This is a genomic window from Staphylococcus sp. 510 (assembly GCF_057219715.1).
Genome location: NZ_JBXVVK010000008.1, coordinates 39,070 through 60,667, shown reverse-complemented (window position 1 = coordinate 60,667; position 21,598 = coordinate 39,070). Strand labels below are relative to the sequence as shown.

The following is a 21,598-nucleotide window of genomic DNA, read 5'->3' as shown; positions in this document are numbered from 1 at the left end:
AAAATTATCGCTAACACTCGCTATTATTATGAGTGTTAGCGATTTTTAAATTGTAAAGTCCATAAGTGCATGGTTTATTTCCTGAGAAATATTATCTGTACGCCATTGTCTTTGATATCCTAGACATGGGCATAGATAGTGTACACTTTTCTCCGTCAAAGTTTTTCTGAAATGAACGTGACCCATAATACTGTATTGAATGTTATAGCTATCATATATATAATTGAAATCTTTGGTTCCAATATAAGCATTAAAGAAATCAAAAATACGATGTGGTGTTGGCACTACGAAAGCTGGATGCGTAACAATATGTGTGACTAAAATCATCTTGCGTGTTCCAACTCGTTCTATATCCGCTTCCACTTGTTGCGCCGCTTGTAACGATAGTGCCTTATCTGTCATATCACAATCCATTCTCACTTTATCTTGCCATGTTGCACCATAATGTTTACCTCGTTCTAATTTTTCTAATGAAAATTTGCCATTAGCAAAGGCGTAATCATACCATCCTGTGTGCCCCACAATAGCCCATTCATCGTCAATAATATAAGGTTGTTTAATCAAACATGCATCTTGTTGTGTATAAATGTCGAAAATTTCTTGTGAACTTTTATCTGTACCATCAGACCATAAATCATGATTCCCAGGTACAAATAATATAGGTATATTTAACTTTTCTTTTAAGTCATTGATAAATTGAATCACTTGTCGATAATCATTTGAAATGTCACCCGCAATGACGAGTAATTCTATCTCTCTTTTGATTACCACATCAACTAAAGTATCCAAATAATGTTGTGCATTTAATTTGGGATGTCGATCGATATGTAAATCAGAAATCGCCCCTATTTTCATTTTACATTCCTTCTTCACGTATCATTTATCATTGCTAATCATTATTACACATCTCTTTTTCAATTCAAAAAATTATGATTGATAATCATTATCACCATATCATTTCAAAAATTATTCTTTTATCTTTATAATAGTTATGTTTTCGAAATTAATTACTATTGAAAGCACCCCTATTTAACAGAATTATGTGATTATTCAAAAAAGTCATAAGTAATATTTATCATACAAAGCCTAATAAATGTATTTACTTATATTTTGAAAATTAATTGCTTTATTACAACTATTTCTATAGTATCAATAAAAAGAAAACGCTTTCACAAAAAATGTTTATTTTGCTTTCCTGAGGAGGAAGATTATGGCAAGACAACTACATAGAGAGTTGAATAACAGACATATCCAATTAATTGCAATTGGGGGTGCAATTGGTACGGGGCTATTCTTAGGTTCTGGACAGACGATTTCACTTACAGGACCTTCACTGTTATTCACATATATGATTATCGGAATGATACTTTTTGCTTTTATGCGTGCTTTAGGGGAATTATTATTAAGTAATACGAAATTCAATTCATTTGTTGATATAGCCAATGAATACATCGGACCTTTTGGCGGTTTCGTGATAGGTTGGACATATTGGATTTGTTGGATTGTTTCAAGTATGTCTGACTTAACAGCAATGGGACAATATTTCGCTTTTTGGTATCCACAAGTCCCACACTGGTTAACAGTGTTATTCATTGTATTAATTTTAATTTCGTTTAACTTACTAGGTGCAAGACTATTTGGAGAGTTAGAGTTTTGGTTCTCAATTATTAAAGTAGTCACAATTGTTGCGATGGTTATTGTAGGTTTAGTATTGATATTCTTTTCTTTTAAAACACATTACGGGCATGCATCATTTACTAACCTCGTTAAACATGGTGGTATGTTCCCACATGGTGCATTTGGGTTCTTAATGTCATTCCAAATTGCTGTGTACTCATTCATAGGTATAGAATTAATTGGGGTTACAGCTGGGGAAACAAAAGATCCTCAGAAAACGATTCCTAAAGCAATTAATAATGTGCCTATTCGTATTTTATTATTCTATATTGGTGGGCTACTCGTTATCATGTCTGTCATTCCATGGAATGGTATAGATCCTGATAGCAGTCCATTCGTGAAGTTGTTTACATTGATTGGTATCCCATTTGCCGCTGGTATCGTTAACTTCGTGGTATTAACAGCTGCTGCTTCTGCGACAAATAGTGGGATTTATTCAAACAGTCGTATTTTATTCGGCTTATCTAAACAAGGTCTAGGGCCAAAAGTGTTAAGTAAAACTAATTCAAATGGTGTCCCTTACCTATCAATGTTTGTGTCATCATTTACTTTATTAGTTGCAGCATTACTTAACTTTATCTTTCCGGATGCCATTCAATTATTTATATATGTCACTACGCTATCTACAGTATTGTTCTTAGTTGTATGGGCAATGATTATTGTGTCTTATATCATTTATGTTAAAAAGAATCCTCAAGAACATAAAGATAATAAGTTTAAATTGATTGGAGGACAAGCTACAGCATACGTTGTATTAGCATTCTTTGTATTTGTATTCATATTATTATTCTTTAGTGATGATACTAGAGCCGCTATCTTTATTTCACCATTCTGGTTCATCTTCTTATACTTCTATTATAAAAAGTATAAAAATAATGCTAAAGACCTAGCTGATAAACAACGTTTATCTGATCAAAAACACGTAGAAAACACATAATAATTATATTATTATAAGGTATAATCGAACTTGTCGATTATACCTTTTTTTGTCTAATTTGTTTAAATTGTAAATATGAAAATATAAGGTAGAATAATATATATCATTCTCACAAGGAGATTTCTATGGAATTATTAGAAGCTTTTATTATATTTATAATTGCAGTAGTGATTAGTTCGATTATACATAATCGATTCCCTAAAATCCCTACAGCTTTTATACAAATCGCGCTAGGTGTAGCTATCTTCACCTTACCGATTCCCATACATTTTGATTTCGATTCTGAGGTCTTCATGATGGCAGTCATTGCACCTTTACTATTCGTCGAAGGTACGCATGTTTCAAGGACCAAATTACTTGAATATAAAAAACCAATTATTCTAATGGCTATGGCTTTAGTATTTACTACTGTTATTGGTGTAGGTTTCTTTATTCACTGGATCTGGCCTGATTTACCAATGCCAGCTGCCTTTGCTATTGCAGCAATTCTATGCCCAACAGATGCTGTTGCAGTATCTGCAATCACAAAAGGGAAGATTTTACCTAAAGGATCCATGTCCATTCTTGAAGGTGAATCCCTTTTAAATGATGCTGCCGGTATTATTTCATTTAAAATTGCCGTTACAGCTTTAGTTACAGGTGCATTTTCAGCTGTAAATGCGATAGAGCAATTTATCGTATCTACGATTATTGGTATTTTAATTGGAATTATTGTAGGCTCAGTTGTTGTCAGATTACGTATTTATCTGACTGCTAATAAAGGTATGAAAGATAATAATACGTTAACTTTCATTCAATTACTCACTCCATTTGCTGTTTACTTTATTGCAGAGTTGTTCCATGCATCTGGCATTATCGCAGTAGTTGTTGCAGGTCTTATTCATGGTTGGGAGCGCGACCGACTCATTCGTGCACAGACTGAACTTCAAATGAGCTTCTCACAAATTTGGAATACGTTGAGTTATGCCTTAAACGGATTCGTATTCGTAGTATTAGGGTTCATCGTTCCTGAAGTGGTCATCCAAATCATCAAAGTGGAACCAGATAATATTAAATTCTTAATATTAATTAGTTTGCTCATTGCATTAGCTATTTATGTTGTTCGATTTATCTGGGTGTTCTTATTATACAAAGATTTCTATTATCCAAATCACTTACAACGTTATTTGGAAGACACGGATATTGCAGAAGAACAGCCACCAAGTCGTATACGTTATGCATTTATTATGACTATGTGTGGTATACACGGAACGATTTCTTTATCAATGGCTTTAACATTGCCAACGATTATCAATAATCACCAAACCTTCGAGTATCGTAATGATTTATTATTTATAGCTTCATTGATGGTACTCATCAGTTTAATATTGGCACAAGTGGTATTACCTTTTATTACTGAATCTGAACAATTAACAGATGACGAAGGTATGACCTATCAATCAGCAAAAATTTTCATTATGCAAGCAGTTATAACTCGTCTTAAAGAACTATCTGAAAAGAATAAAGACATTGATTATAGACCTGTTTTGACACAATATTACGGGGAAATGTCATTCTTAATTAATGCAGAGCCAGATAATCAAAATACTAAAGAATTACATCGTTTAGCAGAAATTGCTGAAGAAGAAGAAACAGCTACATTAGAAAGACTTATCAATAAAGGTAAGATCAATTCGCAAGAGTTGAATAACTATAGAAATGTTAAAGAACTTACTAATTCGTATAAAGAAGCTTCATTTGTAAAGAAAATTTCCCGCTTCTTTAGAATGTTCTACCTTCGTTTCAAAGCAAGAAAGAATTTACGCAAACAAGAGTATGATCGATTTAAAAAGGAACATGCTTATAAAGATCATGTATCAACTAGCAAATCAAACCAAACTGAAGAAGCACAACTTGACCGTGCAGAAATGTTAAAAGTTTATCAAAATGATTTGAAAAAGGTGCAACAAATTTTACGTATCGTTAATCACCACATTATTTTACGTATGCAAAAAGAGCAGAATCCTTCAAACGTATTAGAAGTAAGTTTAGTCATTGATCAATATCACAACTTATCTCGTGCCTTACGTAACCGACGTAAAGGTAATAGAAATAAAGATAAATCAAATCAAAATGCTAAAGAATTAACAACTGAAGCGCAGCAAAATATCCACCTTCAAGCCATTTACGCTGAACGTGAATATTTAGATGCTTTAATTAAACGTAATCAACTATCGCCTAAAGTAGCAAGTCAATTACGTGAAAATATCAACTACAATGAAATTGTATTTGCAGAAAAATATTAGTTATATACCTTAAACTAAAAAGCCGTCACACTCATCTATCTTTAATGAGTGCGACGGCTTTTCAATTTATTTTTTAAGTTTAAATGGAATAGTACATAGTATCACGTTCTTTTGATAAATTAAATGCATTTTTAATCGTAAACTTGTTTGGTTGTGTAATAAATGATGCCAAGGCTTCTTAGGAATAAATTCTGGAACAACCACCGTGATTAAATAATTTTGATCTTCGGCTTTGCGATGAATTTTATCAATAAATCGTGATATCGGTCTGATAATACTTCTATATTCTGAATGTAAAATAATGAGTCTTACATCAGGAAAGTGTTGCTTCCATTTTTCTTGGAATCCTTTTTCGTCTTCATCACCAAATGATACGTGCACTGCAATCACGTCATTATTCGCTAACATCTGTGCATAATAAATTGATTTATCAACGACAGTCGTAATACTCATAATCGGTACAATAGCTAAACTACGATCTACTACTGGTACGTCATGCACGTCTAAATCAGAACGTAATTGCTCTGCAACATTACGATAATGAATTTTAATTCTTACAAATACAGATACAAAGAATGGTAAGAATAATAAAATTGGCCAAACATGACTGAATTTAGTAATCAAGAATATCATAAATACCACAAATGTAATCGTACCACCTAATGTATTTACTGCTAATTTAGCCTGCCAACCTTTTGGTCGTTCTCTATACCATTTTAATACCATACCAAATTGCGCTAAAGTAAATGGAATGAAAACACCTACTGCATATAATGGTATTAAATTTTCAGTTTTACCTTTAAACAAGATAATTAATATAATCGCAAAAATACCTAACACAAGAATTGAGTTAGAATAACCTAATCTGTCACCTCTAACCGTAAACATTCTAGGCATGTATTTATCTTTAGACATAGATGCCGCTAACATTGGAAATGCTGTAAAACCAGTATTTGCTGCTAATACTAATATCAATACTGTTGTAGCTTGTACAAAATAGAATGCAACGTTGTCACCAAAGATTTGTGTTGCTAACTGTGATAGAACCGTAGTCTCAGTCTGTGGCATAATGCCATATACATAAGCCAATCCTACAATACCTACTAATAGAAATGCTAAAATACTACCCATTGTGACTAACGTTTTTACTGCATTTTTAGGTGCCGGGTCTTTAAAGTTAGTCACCGCATTGGATATAGCCTCTACCCCTGTTAAAGAAGAAGCCCCTGAAGAAAATGCTTTTAATAGTAAAAAGAGTGTCACACCGTGTACTGCTGTCCCTACTGAAGATTGCATATGTGGTTGAATGTCACCAGTTGCAACACGCCATGTTCCCACTACAATTAATGCAACCAATCCAATGATGAATAAGTACACTGGATAAGATAACACAGTTGCCGATTCAGTTAGACCTCTTAAATTTAATATCAAAATGACTAATACTAATAAGCATGCTATGAGTACTTTGTAATCATATAAATTTGGAAATGCAGCTACAAACGCATCTGCACCGGAGGATATACTAACTGCAACGGTTAAAATATAATCGACCAATAACGAACCACCAGCAAGAAGTCCCCACTTCTCTCCTAAGTTCGTTTTCGATACCATATATGCCCCGCCTCCTTTAGGGTAAGCATATATCACTTGGCGATATGATAATATAAGTGCAGCTAATAAAATCAGAACGCCTGCAGCAATAGGTAATGTATACCAAGACGCAACTGCACCTACAACAGATAATGTAATTAATATCTGTTCTGGACCATAAGCTACTGAGGATAATGCATCTGAAGATAAAATTGCTAACGCTTTAAATTTAGTAATTTTTTCGTTTTTCAAGTCCCTATTCTTTTTGGGACGCCCAATTAAAAGTCTTTTAATTTGATTAAACATAACACTACTACCTCTTTGTATGTTGATGGATAAACTATACTCCCAACATTCAAAATTGTATATATTAACACCATATCTTTTTACTAACTAATCACTCTTTTAGAGTATTATAACACTTTTTATTCATTTCTCTTTCTAATCATTTATTATTCATAAAATAAATCCTTTAATTCGCTAAAATATTTCGAAAACTGCTATAATAAATTACACACAATTAACAACGACACATTATTAAATATTAGAGGATTAGAATCATGAAAAAGAAACCATTTATTATCACTATCATAATGGTAATTGCCATACTCATTGCTGTGATCATTACGAAACATTTTTGGGCATATAATAAAAATGAAACATTACTCACTCAATCTTCACAGAATTATATCGACACAATCGTGAAATCAGATATGAAATCTGGCGATATACCTGGCGCTTCGATATTAATCATAAAAGATAACAAAGTCTTTTTAAATAAAGGTTATGGTTATGCAAATGTCGAGAAGAAAATTAAAGCAAAGCCTACAACAAGATACGAAATTGCATCAAATACTAAAGCATTTACAGGATATGCCATTTTAGAATTAGCTAAAAATGGCAAACTAAGCCTTAATGATCATATATCTAAATACATTCCAGGCTTTTACATGAAATATGATGATAAAAAACAAGATATCACGATTAAACAATTACTTGGTCAGAAAAGTGTTATACCCGCAGATATTACAAGCGAGGATCAAACTGAAGTATACGGCGACTCTATTAAAAATTTAGTTCAAAGTATCAAAGGCAAGGAACTGAATCATAAACCTGGAGACACATTTGAATATTCCAATATGAATTACGATATATTAGGTCTCATTATCCAAAACGTATCTAAAGAATCTTATAACACGTATATCAAAGATCATATTTTAGAGCCACTAGATATGGAACACACAACATTTAAAAAGACCAACTCTAAAAATAAGCACGAAGCCGTTGGTTATGAACAATCAGGTGGCGCAATTAAAAAAAGTGCACCTTCATTTAATATTGGAGATACACCTTCAGCCTTTTTAATGTCTAATACGAGAGATTTAGAGCACTGGGTTAAAATGCAATTAGCACCATCATCTAAAACAAAAGATATTGTTAAAGCATCTCAAAAAACAATTAATGAATCACAGGGTGAAGATGATGCTAATGGTTATGCTGCTGGATGGTTTACTAATGCTCACGCAGATTATATATATCATACAGGAACACTTGATAACTATTCCTCTGTTATATTGCTCAATCCGAAGAAATCTTATGGTATCGTCGTATTAGCAAATATGAATTCTAATAAAGTGACGCAACTCGCAGACCATTTAAATGCTCAAGTCATGAACCACAAACACTATACGACAATCGAGACCAAAATTGATCAAGCTCACAATATAAACGTGATTATCTCTATCATTTCTATGATAGGCGTTGTTATCAGTCTCTACTTTATCTTACGTCGCTTATTTGCCATCAAACACGGTAAATATAAGGTACAAAGAAGCAAAGCTTCACTATATGCCTTTATTTTGGTCATGGTAGCATTTGTTTTAATTAGTGTCGCTATGTATTTATTACCATACTTCGTCTTAGGCAATAATAGTTGGTCATTTGTAATGACCTGGTTACCATCACATGCTAAATGGGCTTTATTTAGCTTTTATAGTTGTATCATCTTAATTACCATATTACTTGTAATCATCATTTTAAGTCAGAAACGCACACTTCATTCTAACTAACGGTTACGTTAAAAAAATAAACAGTTAAGAATAAGTGTCATAACTATGTACTAAGTTTGTTATATTAGATTAAAATTGTATGTGATGATTGATTTCATACCTTAAAACAAAGATATTTCATATGAAAAGGAAGTCAATAATGGCCAAACGAATTTCTCTATTACTAATCACTGTTTTATGTTTATCAGGATGTGATTATTCAAAATCTGATAATCGTACAGGATTATTTTATAATACATTTGTGCAACCTATGGATCGGTTATTACATTTATTTGGCCGATTGTTTAATGATAACTACGGATTAGCTATAATAGCTATTGTCTTAATTGTACGTTTTATTTTATTACCATTTATGCTTATTCAAGTAAAAAATATGCATATTATGCGCGAAAAAACGAAAGTCGTTCAACCACAAATTGATAAAATTAGAGAGAAGATTAAAGAAGCAGATTCTCAAGAGGAACGAAACGCAGCAAATCAACTATTGATGAATAAATATAAGCAATATGGTATCAATCCATTTAAAAATATCATCGGTTGTTTACCTGTCATCATACAAATACCTATCCTTATGGGTTTATATATGAGTTTAAAATATCCAAGTAGTGATGGTATTACAAAATATCCACGTTTTTTATGGTTTAATTTAACCGAACCGAATATTATGATGACGCTAATAGCAGCACTCATGTATTTTATTCAACCTTTAGTGAATTCAATTCATTATCCTAAAGATGAACGTAAAACGTATTATGTCATGATGATTTTATCACCTATCTTCATCACTTATGCATCTTTACATTCCGCTTCAGCTTTAGGCCTTTATTGGTCGGTTAGCGCCGCATTTCTAATCATCCAAATGCATTTTGCACATCGACACTATGCCAAAGTTGGCCGATCAGAAGCCCAACAACTAAGACAATCACTAGAGCAACATAAAGAACAACGTTAAAACTCATTCATAGTAAAAAGCACGACTTAAACCATTAGGCTAAGTCGTGCTTTTTCATATACGCTATTTAATTGGGTTCATACCATCTTTCCAAGTTGAATAAATTAATTGACCACCTTGTGCTTTGAACTTATCGTTAGTAATACCACGTTCAAATGGTTGTGCAGGTTGAATATTTATTTCTGGATCAACATTTAATTGTTGTTTATACCATTCTGCAAAATCTGAACCTTTAACAGGCTCGTCATCTGCTACATTATAAATACCATTATCAAAGTTTAAAGCTTGAATTGACGTTTCGACTGCATCATCTAGATGTATAAATGATGTAACGCCATCTGATAATGTAACCTTACCGTCTACAAATTGATTGTAAATCATACCATCTTTGCCGTACCAAGTACCAGGTCCGTATAACCAACCAAATCTTAATACAACATATTCATCCATACGAGATGTTTCTTCTTCAAGTCCAATAACACCATCAACCGTTACTTTACGGTCACCACTTGAATCTAAATCTAATGGTGTTTCTTCTGTAGCAAGGCCTTCCCCTGCTTCGTACATAAAGCCAATACTTTGTGCGATGACTTTTTTAACATTGTATTTTTGAGCTGCATCGATTAAGTTTTTAGAACCTTCGACACGTACTTTAGTATTTGCTGCCATATCTACATTTTTTAAATCTGTAATTTGATTAATAATGATTTCTGGTTGGAAATCTGCAATAGCTGCTTCAATCGTATCGTATTTTAAAATATCTCCGATATATGCTTTTACATTAGCTGATTCTAATTTATTTTTACCATTTTCAGATGTTGTAAAGCCAGCTACATCGTGACCTTCTTCTAATAATCTTTTTGTTAATTTGGTGCCGATTAAACCAGTTGCACCAGTTACAAATATTTTACTCATTATCTCACCTTTTCTCTATTTATATATGGGGAATTATTTACTTGCTAGACGAGTGTACAAAATCTATCGTATTCATCCAAATAATATGCCCAAGTAATTCTGAAAATCTTTCTTCTTTAGGTAAATCTTCTACTTTAGGTGTTAATGCTAAATGAGGAAGTAAGTATTCATGAAAGGCAATATTTACTAAGACACCAAAAGCACTTCCTCTTAATACTTTTACTTGCGGAAATTTTTCTGCAAGTAGTGCATAACCGAATGCATTTGCTATAGAAAATCCATAATGAACACCCATAATTGTGAGTGGAATCTTATTACCATTATAATGATAACGCGCATGTTTAACATTTTCAGGTAAACCTAATTGATTAAGCATCGTCATTGGTGGTGGTTCTTCATCACATTCTGGCGTTCTAGGTGGCAATAATGCTTCCCACCCCATTTTAACGGCGCCACCTAAGAAGCCACCAACCAAACCAGTCATAATCACTTTCTTGTATGATACAGACATACAAACATCTCCTTAAACTTATCTTTCCTTTTATCATTACCCTTTCAAATTAGCATAAGACACATTTTATAAATCCTTTTTGAGTATTTTCATATCTATGAGTAATTTTCCGTTATCATAAATAGGCTGTTCATATTGGCTAATAAAGAAGTTTTGTCTAATATCATAGTTTTTAAATCCTAATCGATAATAAAATTTGAGCGTGCTTTCAGTGTCACTAGTACCAACATACATCGTCATGTTTTGATACTTAGCAAAAAGCCATGTCATTAGGTAAGTACCCAGTCCTTTTCTGCGATATAAAGGATGAACGGCTATGTTCTTCAACTCTACCTCCGTATCAGATAATGTTTCTACTGCTGCTATAGCTAGGGATTGGGATTGATGTTCATCACTTAGTAAATAGACATGACATTGATTAATATATTGTTCTATTGCCTGTTTTTCTGGATCTGCTAATAATAGCAAATTCATATATTGTTTGACGACTGCTTTTTCTAGTTCATTAACAATCATATACTCACCTCAAATATTAGAATGTCGCACGTCATTTTTCAGTTTAAAAAAGCTTATAAGCAATTCGTGGGTTTTGCTTATAAGCTTAATAAAAGGTTTCTTATATTTATTGTGCATCTAATTGTTGTTCTTTAGCATGAATCATATTAGCTACGAAATGATTGACTGGTGCGTCAATATGATGTTCCGCGCCTAAGCGAGCAACCGCACCATTGATATAGTCAATTTCAGTTTTACGATGATTATTAATTAAATCTTGGTACATCGAAGGATAATGTGGACCTACTTTATCATTTAAGTCGATGAGGTACTCAAACACTTCATCTAAATTCAGATGCACATCATCAATCGTTGCTACATGCACAATTTCCTGGGTTATTTTATAAATAAGATTTTTAGCATCATCGCTTTGATTTAATGTTGCTAAATTACACTCTAAAATCGTACATAATGCATTGGCTGTCCCATTCACACAAATTTTCTTCCATATAGATTGATGTAAATCATTACTCAATACACCATTTAGCTCTGCTCGATTCAAAATGTCTACGACTGTTTTTACATTAGCAGTACCATCTGTGACCAATGCACCTACCTCAACCGGTCCACTACCCATTAGATGCGTACAACCAGGACTTTCAATTCCTGCAGTCCATGTTGTCACACCTCTCACAATTTGTGGTAATTCGACATATTGCTCAATCAAACGCTCATGTTTTAGACCATTCATCGTACATACTACGATAGTTGATTGAGTTATATGTGGTTGTATATAATCTAACACCTCTTTAAGTTGCATTGATTTAGGAAATAAAAATACAACATCATATAATACATCTTCAGGTATTTCTCTAGAATCATACATTGGTATTTCTAAATGACAATGTTCACCATTAATATCTATGTGTAATCCATTCGTTTGAATTGCCTTAACATGCGATTCCCAACTGTCTATTAGCGTTACATCATATCCATTTTGGAATAATTTAGCACCAAATCCACTTCCTAATGCACCTGAACCTGCAATAGCTATCTTCATTCCAATCCCTCATTCCTCGGTAAAGTTACCTTTAAAATACTATTTAAGACTAACATCGTCAATGAACATAACTTAATTTTCGTAATTTTCTAACATTTAAAATTAATGCTATAAAAAAGGCCGAAACTTTTTCGTTTCGACCTTTCACTAGTAATTATAAATTTCTTGCTTTCTTTGGAACTAATAATAAAATGGCGAAGAATGCAATGATGGCAATGACCGCGTTTAAGATTACACCCATAAAACCACCCAACTCCATATTCATTTGTGATGCAAACACACCATATATCGTTCCAGAAATAGCGACACCAAATGCATTACCTAAAGATGATGCCATTTTATAAACACCTGAAGCAACACCCACTTTTTCGTCAGGTGCTTGTGCTACAGCTGTATCCGTAGATGGTGTAGCATAGATACCTAAACCAGTACCAAACAATAAATAACCAATAACACTAGATGTAATGTACCAAGGTTCTGGTAAAAACGTTAAAGACAATAATATTAAACCAAGTGCAGTAATACCGCTACCCATTAATAGCGGACGTTTCGGACCAAGTGCTTGTAGTATCTTTTCACCTACACGAATCATAATTAATACTGCTATCAAATAAGTTAATGAAATCATACCTGTTTGTGATTCATTAAAATCTAATTGTTGTTGGTAGTAGGTATTAACAACAATGAGTGTCCCACCTGCAACACCGTTCAACATAAAGTTTGAAACCGTTGCACCACTATATCCTTTATTTGAAAACAAACTAAAATCTACTAAAGGATATTTAATTTTATTTTCATACATAATAAAGCCGATAAGTGAAACAATGAATACCACGATGAGACTTAAAATAATGGGTGAGAATAATCCTAGTTTAGATGTTTGCGTAATAATCACGTTGATACTTAACATACAAATAATCAAGATCATTAAGCCAACAATATCGAATTTCTTTTTCTCACCATTTTCAGTAATAATTGGTTCAGCTTTTGTTTCAGGTGTATGTTTAATTAAATACATTGATAATAATGTTAATACAATAGAAACGATGAAGATGGTTCTCCAACCAAAGTGCGTTGACATTAAGCCACCAAAGAGTGTACAAATACCACTACCACCCCATGATCCAATTGACCAATAACTTAGCGCTCTTTGTCTCGCTGTACCTATATAATATTGATTAATAATGGCTAATGTTGCTGGCATAATACACGCAGCAGACAATCCTTGAAATATTCTTCCAGCAATTAAAAACGGTGTTAATGGTGTGATAATGATTAACAAAGAACCAATAATATTTAATACCAGTCCTATGTATGTGACTTTCACACGACCAAATTTATCTGCAAAGTCACCGGCACCTACAATAAATAATCCTGACATTAAAGCGGTAAGACTGACTGCGATGTTAATCGTCCCGATATCACTTTGATATGTAGATTGCAAAGGTACAACTAAATTCACAAGTGATTGTGCAAATAACCAAAAGGTGATCACACCTAAAATGATACCTAGAAGGAGCCTATTATCTCCTTCAAATTCTCTTGAAGCTTTGTTCATAAAATATCAATTCCTCCTACAAAAACACTTTCCAACTTTTACTTACTTGGTTTTAAATCGACTGAAAACTACAACCTTTGATTTACTAACAATTGCTATCCTTCTATTTGTCTAAATTTTAATCTGTACTTTTAAATCGATTTAATACTTCTTTACCTTTACCCTTTAATTTCTTTTAATATTTAGAATATTTGTATATATAAATCTATATTTTACACCAATTACTTTTATTTTTCCATAACGTCTTGAACTATACAAATGATAGTATTATCGTTAAAAATAGGTAAGCGTTTTCGATTTGATAATACGAGGATTTGTTAAATTGATAACGATGATCCCTATTAATTATTTTGAAAATTGTCACTGAAATGACGAATTCAATATGCAAAATAATATGAAATATATTGTATAATCACTTGTGAATTACTTCACAAAAGATTCGTTTGAAATTTGCAATTTAAGCATTATTTATTTTTTTAAAACCTAATAACAAGTCAGTCGCTTTTTTTGTTTTAAATGAGTAAGTGAGTCGTATTTTTGAAAAATCCAAACGTTCTTACCAAATCATTTTACACAAATAGAACAGGAGGAATGTATGTTATGGCTAACTCACCTTCTCAAAGTGAACGAGTTCAACATACATCTGGAAGAGTGTATCATTTCTTCCAACAGGCTTTAACACTTGCAGTTATTTTATTTATTTCCAAAATCATTGAAGCAATCATGCCTATCCCAATGCCCGCTTCAGTAATCGGTTTAGTTTTATTATTTATAGCTTTATGTACTGGCATTGTTAAATTGGAACAAGTTGAATCCGTAGGAACTGCTTTAACGAATAACATCAGTTTCTTATTCGTACCAGCTGGGATTTCAGTTATCAATTCATTACCGATTTTAAGTAAAAGTCCAATACTGATTATCTTACTTATTATTATTTCAACTATTTTCTTATTAGTTTGTACTGGTTATGCATCTCAATTACTTGTGACTAAATCACTATTCCCAAGTAAAGAGAAAAATGAAGAAACTAGTCGTATAGGAGGTTAATCATGGCGGACTATTTAGGTATTAATACACCCTATTTCGGTATTTTACTATCATTAATCCCATTTGTTATAGCTACATATTTCTATAAAAAAACAAATGGCTTTTTCTTACTTGCACCTTTATTTGTAAGTATGGTTGTAGGTATTGTTTTCTTAAAATTAACAGGTATTAGCTATCAAAGTTATAAAATCGGTGGCGACATCATATACTTCTTCTTAGAGCCAGCGACAATCAGTTTTGCTATACCTTTATATAAAAAACGTGATGTATTAAAAAAATATTGGTTACAAATATTCGGTGGTATCGCATTAGGTACAGTTGTAGCCTTAATATTAATTTACTTAGTTGCTTCATTATTCCAATTTGGTAATCAAATTGTTGCATCTATGTTACCTCAAGCTGCTACAACAGCGATTGCCTTACCAGTTTCTGAAGGTATCGGTGGTGTCAAAGAGTTAACATCATTAGCTGTTATACTTAATGCTGTAGTTATCTCTGCACTTGGTACTAAAATCGTACAATGGTTTAAAATTACCAATCCAATTGCACGTGGTTTAGCGTTAGGTTCTAGTGGTCATACACTAGGTGTTGCAGCCGCAAAAGATTTAGGTGAAACTGAGGAATCAATGGGTAGTATTGCCGTTGTTATCGTCGGTGTCATCGTCGTCGCAATTGTCCCAATATTAGCACCTATTTTATTAGGTTAAATCATTTAATATAAGATAAGAGGCCTGAACAAAAATCATAGTTCAGACCTCTTTTTTATATTTTATTTGATTTGTTGTGGTTGATGTTCAAATTTCTTTTTATTTTTACGTGTAGGATCTAATCGTTTTTCTAAAAATCTTAAACCTAAATCAATTAAAATGGCTATTAATGCAATAGGGATTGCCCCTGCAAGTATAAAAGTTGTACCGTCTGTTGAATTGGTACCTCGGATGATAATATCACCAAGCGTTGGCGCACCGATAAATGAACCAATTGCCACAATTCCAATTGCTACAACGAGCGCAATACGTATACCACCAATGATGACTGAAAGAGATAGTGGTAATTCAATCATACGTAAAACTTGGTTTCTCGTCATACCCATGCCTTTACCAGCATCTTTAATATTCTCATCTACATCTACAATGCCCGTGTACGTATTCTTAATAATTGGTAATAATGAATATAAGAATACAGTAACAACTACTGTCGTTGGGCCAAGTCCCATCGCTAACATTAAAATGGCTAACATGGCAATAGCTGGAACAGTTTGAATGATATTAGCAATCGTGATGATTGGCCATGCTAATTTTTTATATCGTGCAATGACAATGCCAATCGGTATCCCAATGATACATGCAAAGAGCACACCATATACTGACATAAGTAAATGTTTAAAAAATAATTCCATTAGGTAGCCAAAGTTTAATGAGTAATATTCAATAATAGATTGGAATAAATTACCTTTCATGATTATTGACCACCTTTCTTACTATTTTTGTCGTTTTCGAAATAGTTATGTTTTTTCAAGTATTCTTCAGCAATGATAGCTGGTTCTTTACCTTTACCATCTGCTTCGTAATTTAATTTCTGCATTTCTTTAGTTGACACTTTACCTTCTAACTTTTTCAAGGCTGTATCTATTTTCGGATTATCTTTAATCACTTTTTCAGTCGCTAGTGGACTACCATCATACGGTGGGAAGAATTTACGATCGTCTTTTAAGATTTTTAAATCATATGCTGCAATACGACCATCAGTAGAATATCCTACAGCAACATCTAATTTTTTATTTTTCAGTGCATCATATACTAGTCCAATTTGCATTGGTCGTGCACTGGCAAATTTGAATCCATAATCTTTAACGAATGCTGGATAGCCATCGCCTGCTCTATTCATCCATTGTGTATCCATACCTAATCGTAATTCATCTTTATGTTTTTCTAAGTCTGATACTTTTTCTAAGTGATATTTCTTAGCTGTTTCTTTTGTCACCATAAACGCATACGTATTCGCAAAACCTAATGAATCATAATACTTTTGATCATATTTTTTCTTAAATAGTCTTTGTGATTCTGCCATGGCTTTTTTAGGATCTTTCGTCGGTTTGGCATTCAATACACTTGTTAATTCGGTACCTGTGTATCTAACCGCAGACATATTAACGTCACCGCGCTGTAATGCGTTATGTTGAATAATACTAGAACCTAAGTTACCTATAATTGTAGGTTTAATTTTGCCTTTAGTTTCATGTTCAATCATTAATTTTTCCATATTAGCAATGATTTTAGTTTCACTCGTCTCAGTTGTTGTAATTTTTACATCATTCTTTGAATTGCCGTCCCCTAAACCTGGCAAACTACACCCAGATAATACTAAGAGGGACAACGCAATAAGAATCACTGTATATTTGATATGTTTCTTCATATTGATAAATCCTCCCTTTTCTTATCTAGATACTTTTAAACCTTTAGGTACTGCCCATTTTTCAACTAATGATAGTAAAAAGTCGACAATTAGCGCTAGTAACGTAACTAATATTGCTGCACTAATAATCATTGGTGGTTGATATAAATTCAATCCGTTAAATACTAAATCACCAAGACCACCTGCGCCGACATAACTCGCTAATGTAGCCCAACTAATAACGTATACACTTGAAAGGCGTATACCACTAATAATCATAGGTAACGCTAATGGCATTTGAACATCTTTCATTAATTGAAATTGTGTCATTCCCATACTTTGTCCAGCTTGTATTACGTTTTTATCGATGTTTTTCACGCCGAGTACCGTATTATTTAATATTGGTAATAACACATAGATAAATAACGCTACGATCGCTGGTGTCTTTCCTACGCCAAAGATAGGTATCATAATGGCTAATACTGCTAATGTTGGAATAGTTTGTAAAACACCCGCAATGGTTAGAACCACATTGGCCGTTTTCGTTGTTCTAGACAATAAGATACCTAGCGGAACGGCTACGACGATTGCAATCAGTAAAGCAATGATAGAAATATAGAAATGTTCAATCGTCTTAGATACGAGCTGACTTCCATATTCATTCAAGAATGCTTTCATTATCGCTCATCTCCCGTTTCATGCTTATTCGCCTCTTCTGTAACACTAGCATCATCTTGTTGATGAGCTTGATGTTCTGAATTCGCTATATCACTTTCAACAGATTTGTCAGAAGGTTGCGCTAACTGTGTGTCACTTGATTCACCCCAAATAGAGTCATAAACGATATCAACTAAGTTAGCACGTGTAATTAAACCTATAAGGATATTGTCATCATCAACAACTGGAATATTTCTAACATTACGTTTTAAAATCGTACGCACTGAGTCTTGTAATTTCGAATCGATATGTACTTTATAAATATCACGCTGCATTGTATCAATCAGTTCTTTTCTTGCACGGAGTCCTTGATTGATATCCTCTATGTCTAAAAATCCTAATAATTTGTGATGATTATTTACAACAAATATTGTATCTACACGTTTCTCTCTCATGATATTGACCGCATCGTTAAGTGAATCATCTGCGTGTACTGTGATCGGTTTAATCATTGCGCCTTCAACCGTTTTCATATTTGGTCTATCTTGAATCAATCGATTCTGACCAATAAAGTCTTTTACAAAGTCATTGGCAGGATTTCTTAAAATATTGTCAGGTGTATCGAATTGTACAACTTTACCTTTCGACATAATACAGATTTTATCCGCCAATTTAATGGCTTCGTCCATATCATGTGTCACAAAAATAAATGTTTTACCTAATTTTTGTTGAAGTTCTTTCACTAAATCTTGCAGTGTATCTCGTGTAATTGGATCAAGTGCACCAAATGGTTCATCCATTAAGATAATATCTTGTTCAGCAGCAAGGGCTCTTACTACACCAATACGTTGCTGTTGACCACCAGATAGTTCTGCCGGATAACGGTCTAAATATTCTACTGGTAGGTCTACAAGTTTAATGAGTTCTTCCGCCTTTTGATCTTTCTTTTCTTTCGACCATTTTAGTAATTTTGGTACAAGTACAATATTTTCTCTAATAGTCATATGAGGCATCAAACCGATTTGTTGAATGACGTAACCAATACTTCTTCTTAATTCAACTGGGTTCATATTACGTACATCTTTGCCATTCATTTGAATTTGGCCATCTGTGGCTTCAATCATTCGGTTAATCATTCTTAAAGCAGTGGTTTTACCACTACCACTCGTCCCAATAAAGGCGATAAATTCACCTGATTCAATATCAAGCGTTAAATTATCTACTGCCTTTTTATTCCCAGAGTAAATCTTGGTTAAATTTTTAATGCTTAACATGATTGTTTTCCCCTTCCATATTGTAAAAATGACGAATTAATGCAATGACAATTAAAAAGGCCCACAGAGCAGTTGTTAACAAAATAAAAATATTAGTTGAACAAGAGCACGAAGGCCTTTGCTTTTAAAAATTATAAACTCAAATAATGCGAATCACGCTTCATAAATGTTGTGCTCCCACCACATCATGATTTTTAATTGCTCGCATATTCGACAACGATATAAATATATACCCTATATAATTTTAGTAAACCTATTGCATTTTTACAAAATTAAACTATTCACCCTTAACATTTTTATATAGTTCTTTTTACATTTGATTAATTATATAAAAGGATAAATATGCTTAGTATTTTATAACCTTATGAATTATGAAAATTATTTTAAGAAATATTGACAATACATTGAATTATACTTTTATGTTACACATTTATAATTTTTTATTTCTTTTTTGTGCTATGTTGACCTTGTAATCAAAATATATACAAAGAAGGGTTTTATATGAGTCAAGAAAGCAAAGTAGCAGTTGTAACAGGTGGTGCACAAGGCATTGGGTATCAAATCGTTAAACGTTTATTTGATGATGGATTCAAAGTAGCCATTGTGGATTTCAACGGAGAAGGCGCAATTCAAGCGGCACAATCTTTAACACAAGATGACTCAAAAGTTTTAGCAATTAAAGCTGACGTAGCCAATCGTGATGATGTATTTAATGCTTTAAATCAAACAGTTGAACATTTTGGTGATTTTCACGTTTTAGTGAGCAATGCTGGTTTAGGACCAATGACACCCATTGATTCTATTACACCAGAAGACTTCGACAAAGTATATGGCGTCAATGTCAAAGGTGTTTTATGGGGCATTCAAGCCGCACATGCACAATTCAAACAATTAGGTCATGGCGGAAAAATTATTAATGCTACGTCTCAAGCTGGCGTAGAAGGTAATGCAGGCTTATCACTTTATAGTAGTAGTAAATTTGCTGTGCGAGGTTTAACTCAAGTTGCTGCACGTGATCTAGCACATGAATCTATTACAGTAAATGCATTTGCGCCTGGTATTGTTCAAACACCAATGATGGAAGGTATTGCTAAGAAAACTGCTGAAGAAGCTGGACAACCTGAATCTTGGGGTTGGAAACAATTTACTGATCAAATTGCCTTAGGTAAACTTTCACAACCTGAAGATGTATCAAATGTTGTTAGTTTCTTAGCTGGCAAAGATTCAGATTATATTACTGGCCAAACGATTATTGTTGATGGTGGAATGAGATTCCATTAATCCTCTTTATTAAATGCTTAAACACTCATAAAAATAAGAAGAGGGACAGAAATATATATTTCAAGTTACATTCATATTTAGGCAGTAGTCGACTGTAAAGTCATTCTATTTCTTTAGAAATTAGTATTTCTTATGCATGAGTTTCACTCATGCATTCCTAGTTTAAAGTACACATTAGCTGTGGCTAATGCGTAAGAACCACTACATCATAAATGATTAGTGGTTCTTTATTATTTCTGTCCACTCCCTCTTGCTATTTATCATGCATACCTTTTCCTTCTAAGATGTGATTAATATATTTGTCCACTCTTTTTTGTCTGGTATCTGCACGTTTGGCATCACCAATATGATGCAAGTATTGACGTTGTCTTCCAGGTGTTAATTGATCGAACGCTTTTTTTAATTCTGGCATCGCATCGAATTGTTGTTGTAATTCCTCTGGCACCTCAAAATCTTCTGTTTTCTTTAATTCAACTTGTTTACCAGACTTTTCAATGTCAATAGCTTGTGTCACATAATCAACAATTTCTGCTTTACGTGATTGAATTTCCTCTAAAGTTGTAAATCGTAGCTGTCTTGCAGCTTGTACATTTTTAGTTTGTCTAATTAAAGTATTTTTAGAATCTTCAATAAGTGCACCTTTAAAGAATAAAAGTGCTACATACGTTTTAAAACCATGAATAAGAACCACATTTTTATTATTAATCGTGTAACAAGGGTGCATCCATTTATAATCTTCGTCCAACTCGTCAAAATCCACTATAAGTTCTCTTAAATAATTATATTCTTCTTTCCATTGGCTATCTTTTTTCAAAAATTTTTCTACTTCCAAATTGTTATTTTTCTCTACCATGTCATTGCCCTACTTTCTACTGATTCTGCCATTTATCCACTAT

At 33.0% G+C, this 21,598-nt stretch carries 19 protein-coding genes; 7 read left to right on the top strand and 12 right to left on the bottom strand.

All coding sequences use genetic code 11. From position 1 onward, the window contains the following. Positions 1 to 45 precede the first annotated feature (45 nt). Positions 46 to 855: a metallophosphoesterase gene (locus AC2D8K_RS07645; RefSeq protein ID WP_002450365.1), complete on the bottom strand. Its 810-nt coding sequence runs from the start codon at positions 853 to 855 to the stop codon at positions 46 to 48. A 355-nt stretch (positions 856 to 1,210) separates the two neighbouring features. Between AC2D8K_RS07645 and AC2D8K_RS07640 the strand changes: the two genes are divergently transcribed. Together AC2D8K_RS07640 and AC2D8K_RS07635 are read left to right on the top strand one after the other, a co-directional pair. Then, positions 1,211 to 2,614, top strand: coding sequence for an amino acid permease (locus tag AC2D8K_RS07640; protein WP_484698383.1), 1,404 nt, complete (start codon positions 1,211 to 1,213; stop codon positions 2,612 to 2,614). Positions 2,615 to 2,739: 125 nt separating this feature from the next. Continuing rightward, the gene (locus AC2D8K_RS07635; RefSeq protein WP_207023702.1) at positions 2,740 to 4,899 is read left to right on the top strand and encodes a cation:proton antiporter; all 2,160 of its coding nucleotides are present in this window, start codon (positions 2,740 to 2,742) and stop codon (positions 4,897 to 4,899) included. Between the two features lie 66 nt (positions 4,900 to 4,965). Here the strand turns inward: AC2D8K_RS07635 and AC2D8K_RS07630 are convergent, their stop codons facing one another. Further along, a complete protein-coding gene (locus tag AC2D8K_RS07630) occupies positions 4,966 to 6,795 on the bottom strand; it encodes an APC family permease (protein ID WP_002450368.1) in 1,830 nt (609 codons plus the stop codon). 254 nt (positions 6,796 to 7,049) lie between these two features. Between AC2D8K_RS07630 and AC2D8K_RS07625 the strand changes: the two genes are divergently transcribed. Next, positions 7,050 to 8,558 (top strand): serine hydrolase FLP, encoded by a 1,509-nt coding sequence (locus AC2D8K_RS07625; protein WP_002450369.1) that lies wholly within the window; start codon positions 7,050 to 7,052, stop codon positions 8,556 to 8,558. 139 nt (positions 8,559 to 8,697) lie between these two features. Then, on the top strand, positions 8,698 to 9,510 hold the full coding sequence (yidC, locus tag AC2D8K_RS07620; protein WP_002450370.1) for a membrane protein insertase YidC: 813 nt from the start codon (positions 8,698 to 8,700) through the stop codon (positions 9,508 to 9,510). Between the two features lie 63 nt (positions 9,511 to 9,573). Here yidC and AC2D8K_RS07615 read toward each other — a convergent pair whose 3' ends face one another. From AC2D8K_RS07615 to AC2D8K_RS07595, 5 genes are all read right to left on the bottom strand, one after another. Next, positions 9,574 to 10,425: an NAD-dependent epimerase/dehydratase family protein gene (locus AC2D8K_RS07615; RefSeq protein ID WP_002450371.1), complete on the bottom strand. Its 852-nt coding sequence runs from the start codon at positions 10,423 to 10,425 to the stop codon at positions 9,574 to 9,576. A 37-nt stretch (positions 10,426 to 10,462) separates the two neighbouring features. Next, a complete protein-coding gene (locus tag AC2D8K_RS07610; protein WP_484698379.1) occupies positions 10,463 to 10,936 on the bottom strand; it encodes a DUF1440 domain-containing protein in 474 nt (157 codons plus the stop codon). 66 nt (positions 10,937 to 11,002) lie between these two features. Next, positions 11,003 to 11,452, bottom strand: coding sequence for a GNAT family N-acetyltransferase (locus AC2D8K_RS07605; protein WP_484698377.1), 450 nt, complete (start codon positions 11,450 to 11,452; stop codon positions 11,003 to 11,005). Between the two features lie 106 nt (positions 11,453 to 11,558). Beyond that, positions 11,559 to 12,491 carry a 2-dehydropantoate 2-reductase gene (locus tag AC2D8K_RS07600; protein WP_002450374.1) on the bottom strand — a complete coding sequence of 311 codons (933 nt, stop codon included), beginning with the start codon at positions 12,489 to 12,491 and terminating at the stop codon, positions 11,559 to 11,561. 154 nt (positions 12,492 to 12,645) lie between these two features. Then, entirely contained in the window at positions 12,646 to 14,049 is a 1,404-nt protein-coding gene (locus AC2D8K_RS07595; protein WP_484698375.1) for an MFS transporter, read from the bottom strand. A 600-nt stretch (positions 14,050 to 14,649) separates the two neighbouring features. On the opposite strand from AC2D8K_RS07595, the gene lrgA reads away from it, so the two are divergent. Continuing rightward, on the top strand, positions 14,650 to 15,096 hold the full coding sequence (gene lrgA / locus AC2D8K_RS07590; RefSeq protein WP_002450376.1) for an antiholin-like murein hydrolase modulator LrgA: 447 nt from the start codon (positions 14,650 to 14,652) through the stop codon (positions 15,094 to 15,096). A 2-nt stretch (positions 15,097 to 15,098) separates the two neighbouring features. Continuing rightward, complete coding sequence (gene lrgB, locus AC2D8K_RS07585; RefSeq protein ID WP_002450377.1) at positions 15,099 to 15,803, top strand: antiholin-like protein LrgB; 705 nt, start codon at positions 15,099 to 15,101, stop codon at positions 15,801 to 15,803. Between the two features lie 62 nt (positions 15,804 to 15,865). Here lrgB and AC2D8K_RS07580 read toward each other — a convergent pair whose 3' ends face one another. Genes AC2D8K_RS07580 through AC2D8K_RS07565 form a run of 4 tightly spaced genes read right to left on the bottom strand, consistent with a single transcriptional unit; the run spans position 15,866 to position 19,421 of the window. Beyond that, positions 15,866 to 16,555, bottom strand: coding sequence for an ABC transporter permease (locus AC2D8K_RS07580; RefSeq protein ID WP_002450378.1), 690 nt, complete (start codon positions 16,553 to 16,555; stop codon positions 15,866 to 15,868). Between the two features lie 2 nt (positions 16,556 to 16,557). Further along, entirely contained in the window at positions 16,558 to 17,511 is a 954-nt protein-coding gene (locus AC2D8K_RS07575; protein WP_002450379.1) for an osmoprotectant ABC transporter substrate-binding protein, read from the bottom strand. A gap of 21 nt (positions 17,512 to 17,532) precedes the next feature. Further along, the gene (locus tag AC2D8K_RS07570) at positions 17,533 to 18,168 is read right to left on the bottom strand and encodes an ABC transporter permease (RefSeq protein WP_002450380.1); all 636 of its coding nucleotides are present in this window, start codon (positions 18,166 to 18,168) and stop codon (positions 17,533 to 17,535) included. Next, entirely contained in the window at positions 18,168 to 19,421 is a 1,254-nt protein-coding gene (locus tag AC2D8K_RS07565) for a betaine/proline/choline family ABC transporter ATP-binding protein (protein ID WP_002450381.1), read from the bottom strand. Before AC2D8K_RS07565 ends, AC2D8K_RS07570 begins: the two co-directional genes overlap by 1 nt. 501 nt (positions 19,422 to 19,922) lie before the next feature. Between AC2D8K_RS07565 and AC2D8K_RS07560 the strand changes: the two genes are divergently transcribed. After that, entirely contained in the window at positions 19,923 to 20,702 is a 780-nt protein-coding gene (locus AC2D8K_RS07560) for a (S)-acetoin forming diacetyl reductase (protein ID WP_002450382.1), read from the top strand. Positions 20,703 to 20,955: 253 nt separating this feature from the next. Here AC2D8K_RS07560 and AC2D8K_RS07555 read toward each other — a convergent pair whose 3' ends face one another. Beyond that, complete coding sequence (locus AC2D8K_RS07555) at positions 20,956 to 21,555, bottom strand: YdeI/OmpD-associated family protein (RefSeq protein ID WP_002450383.1); 600 nt, start codon at positions 21,553 to 21,555, stop codon at positions 20,956 to 20,958. Between the last annotated feature and the right edge of the window lie 43 nt (positions 21,556 to 21,598).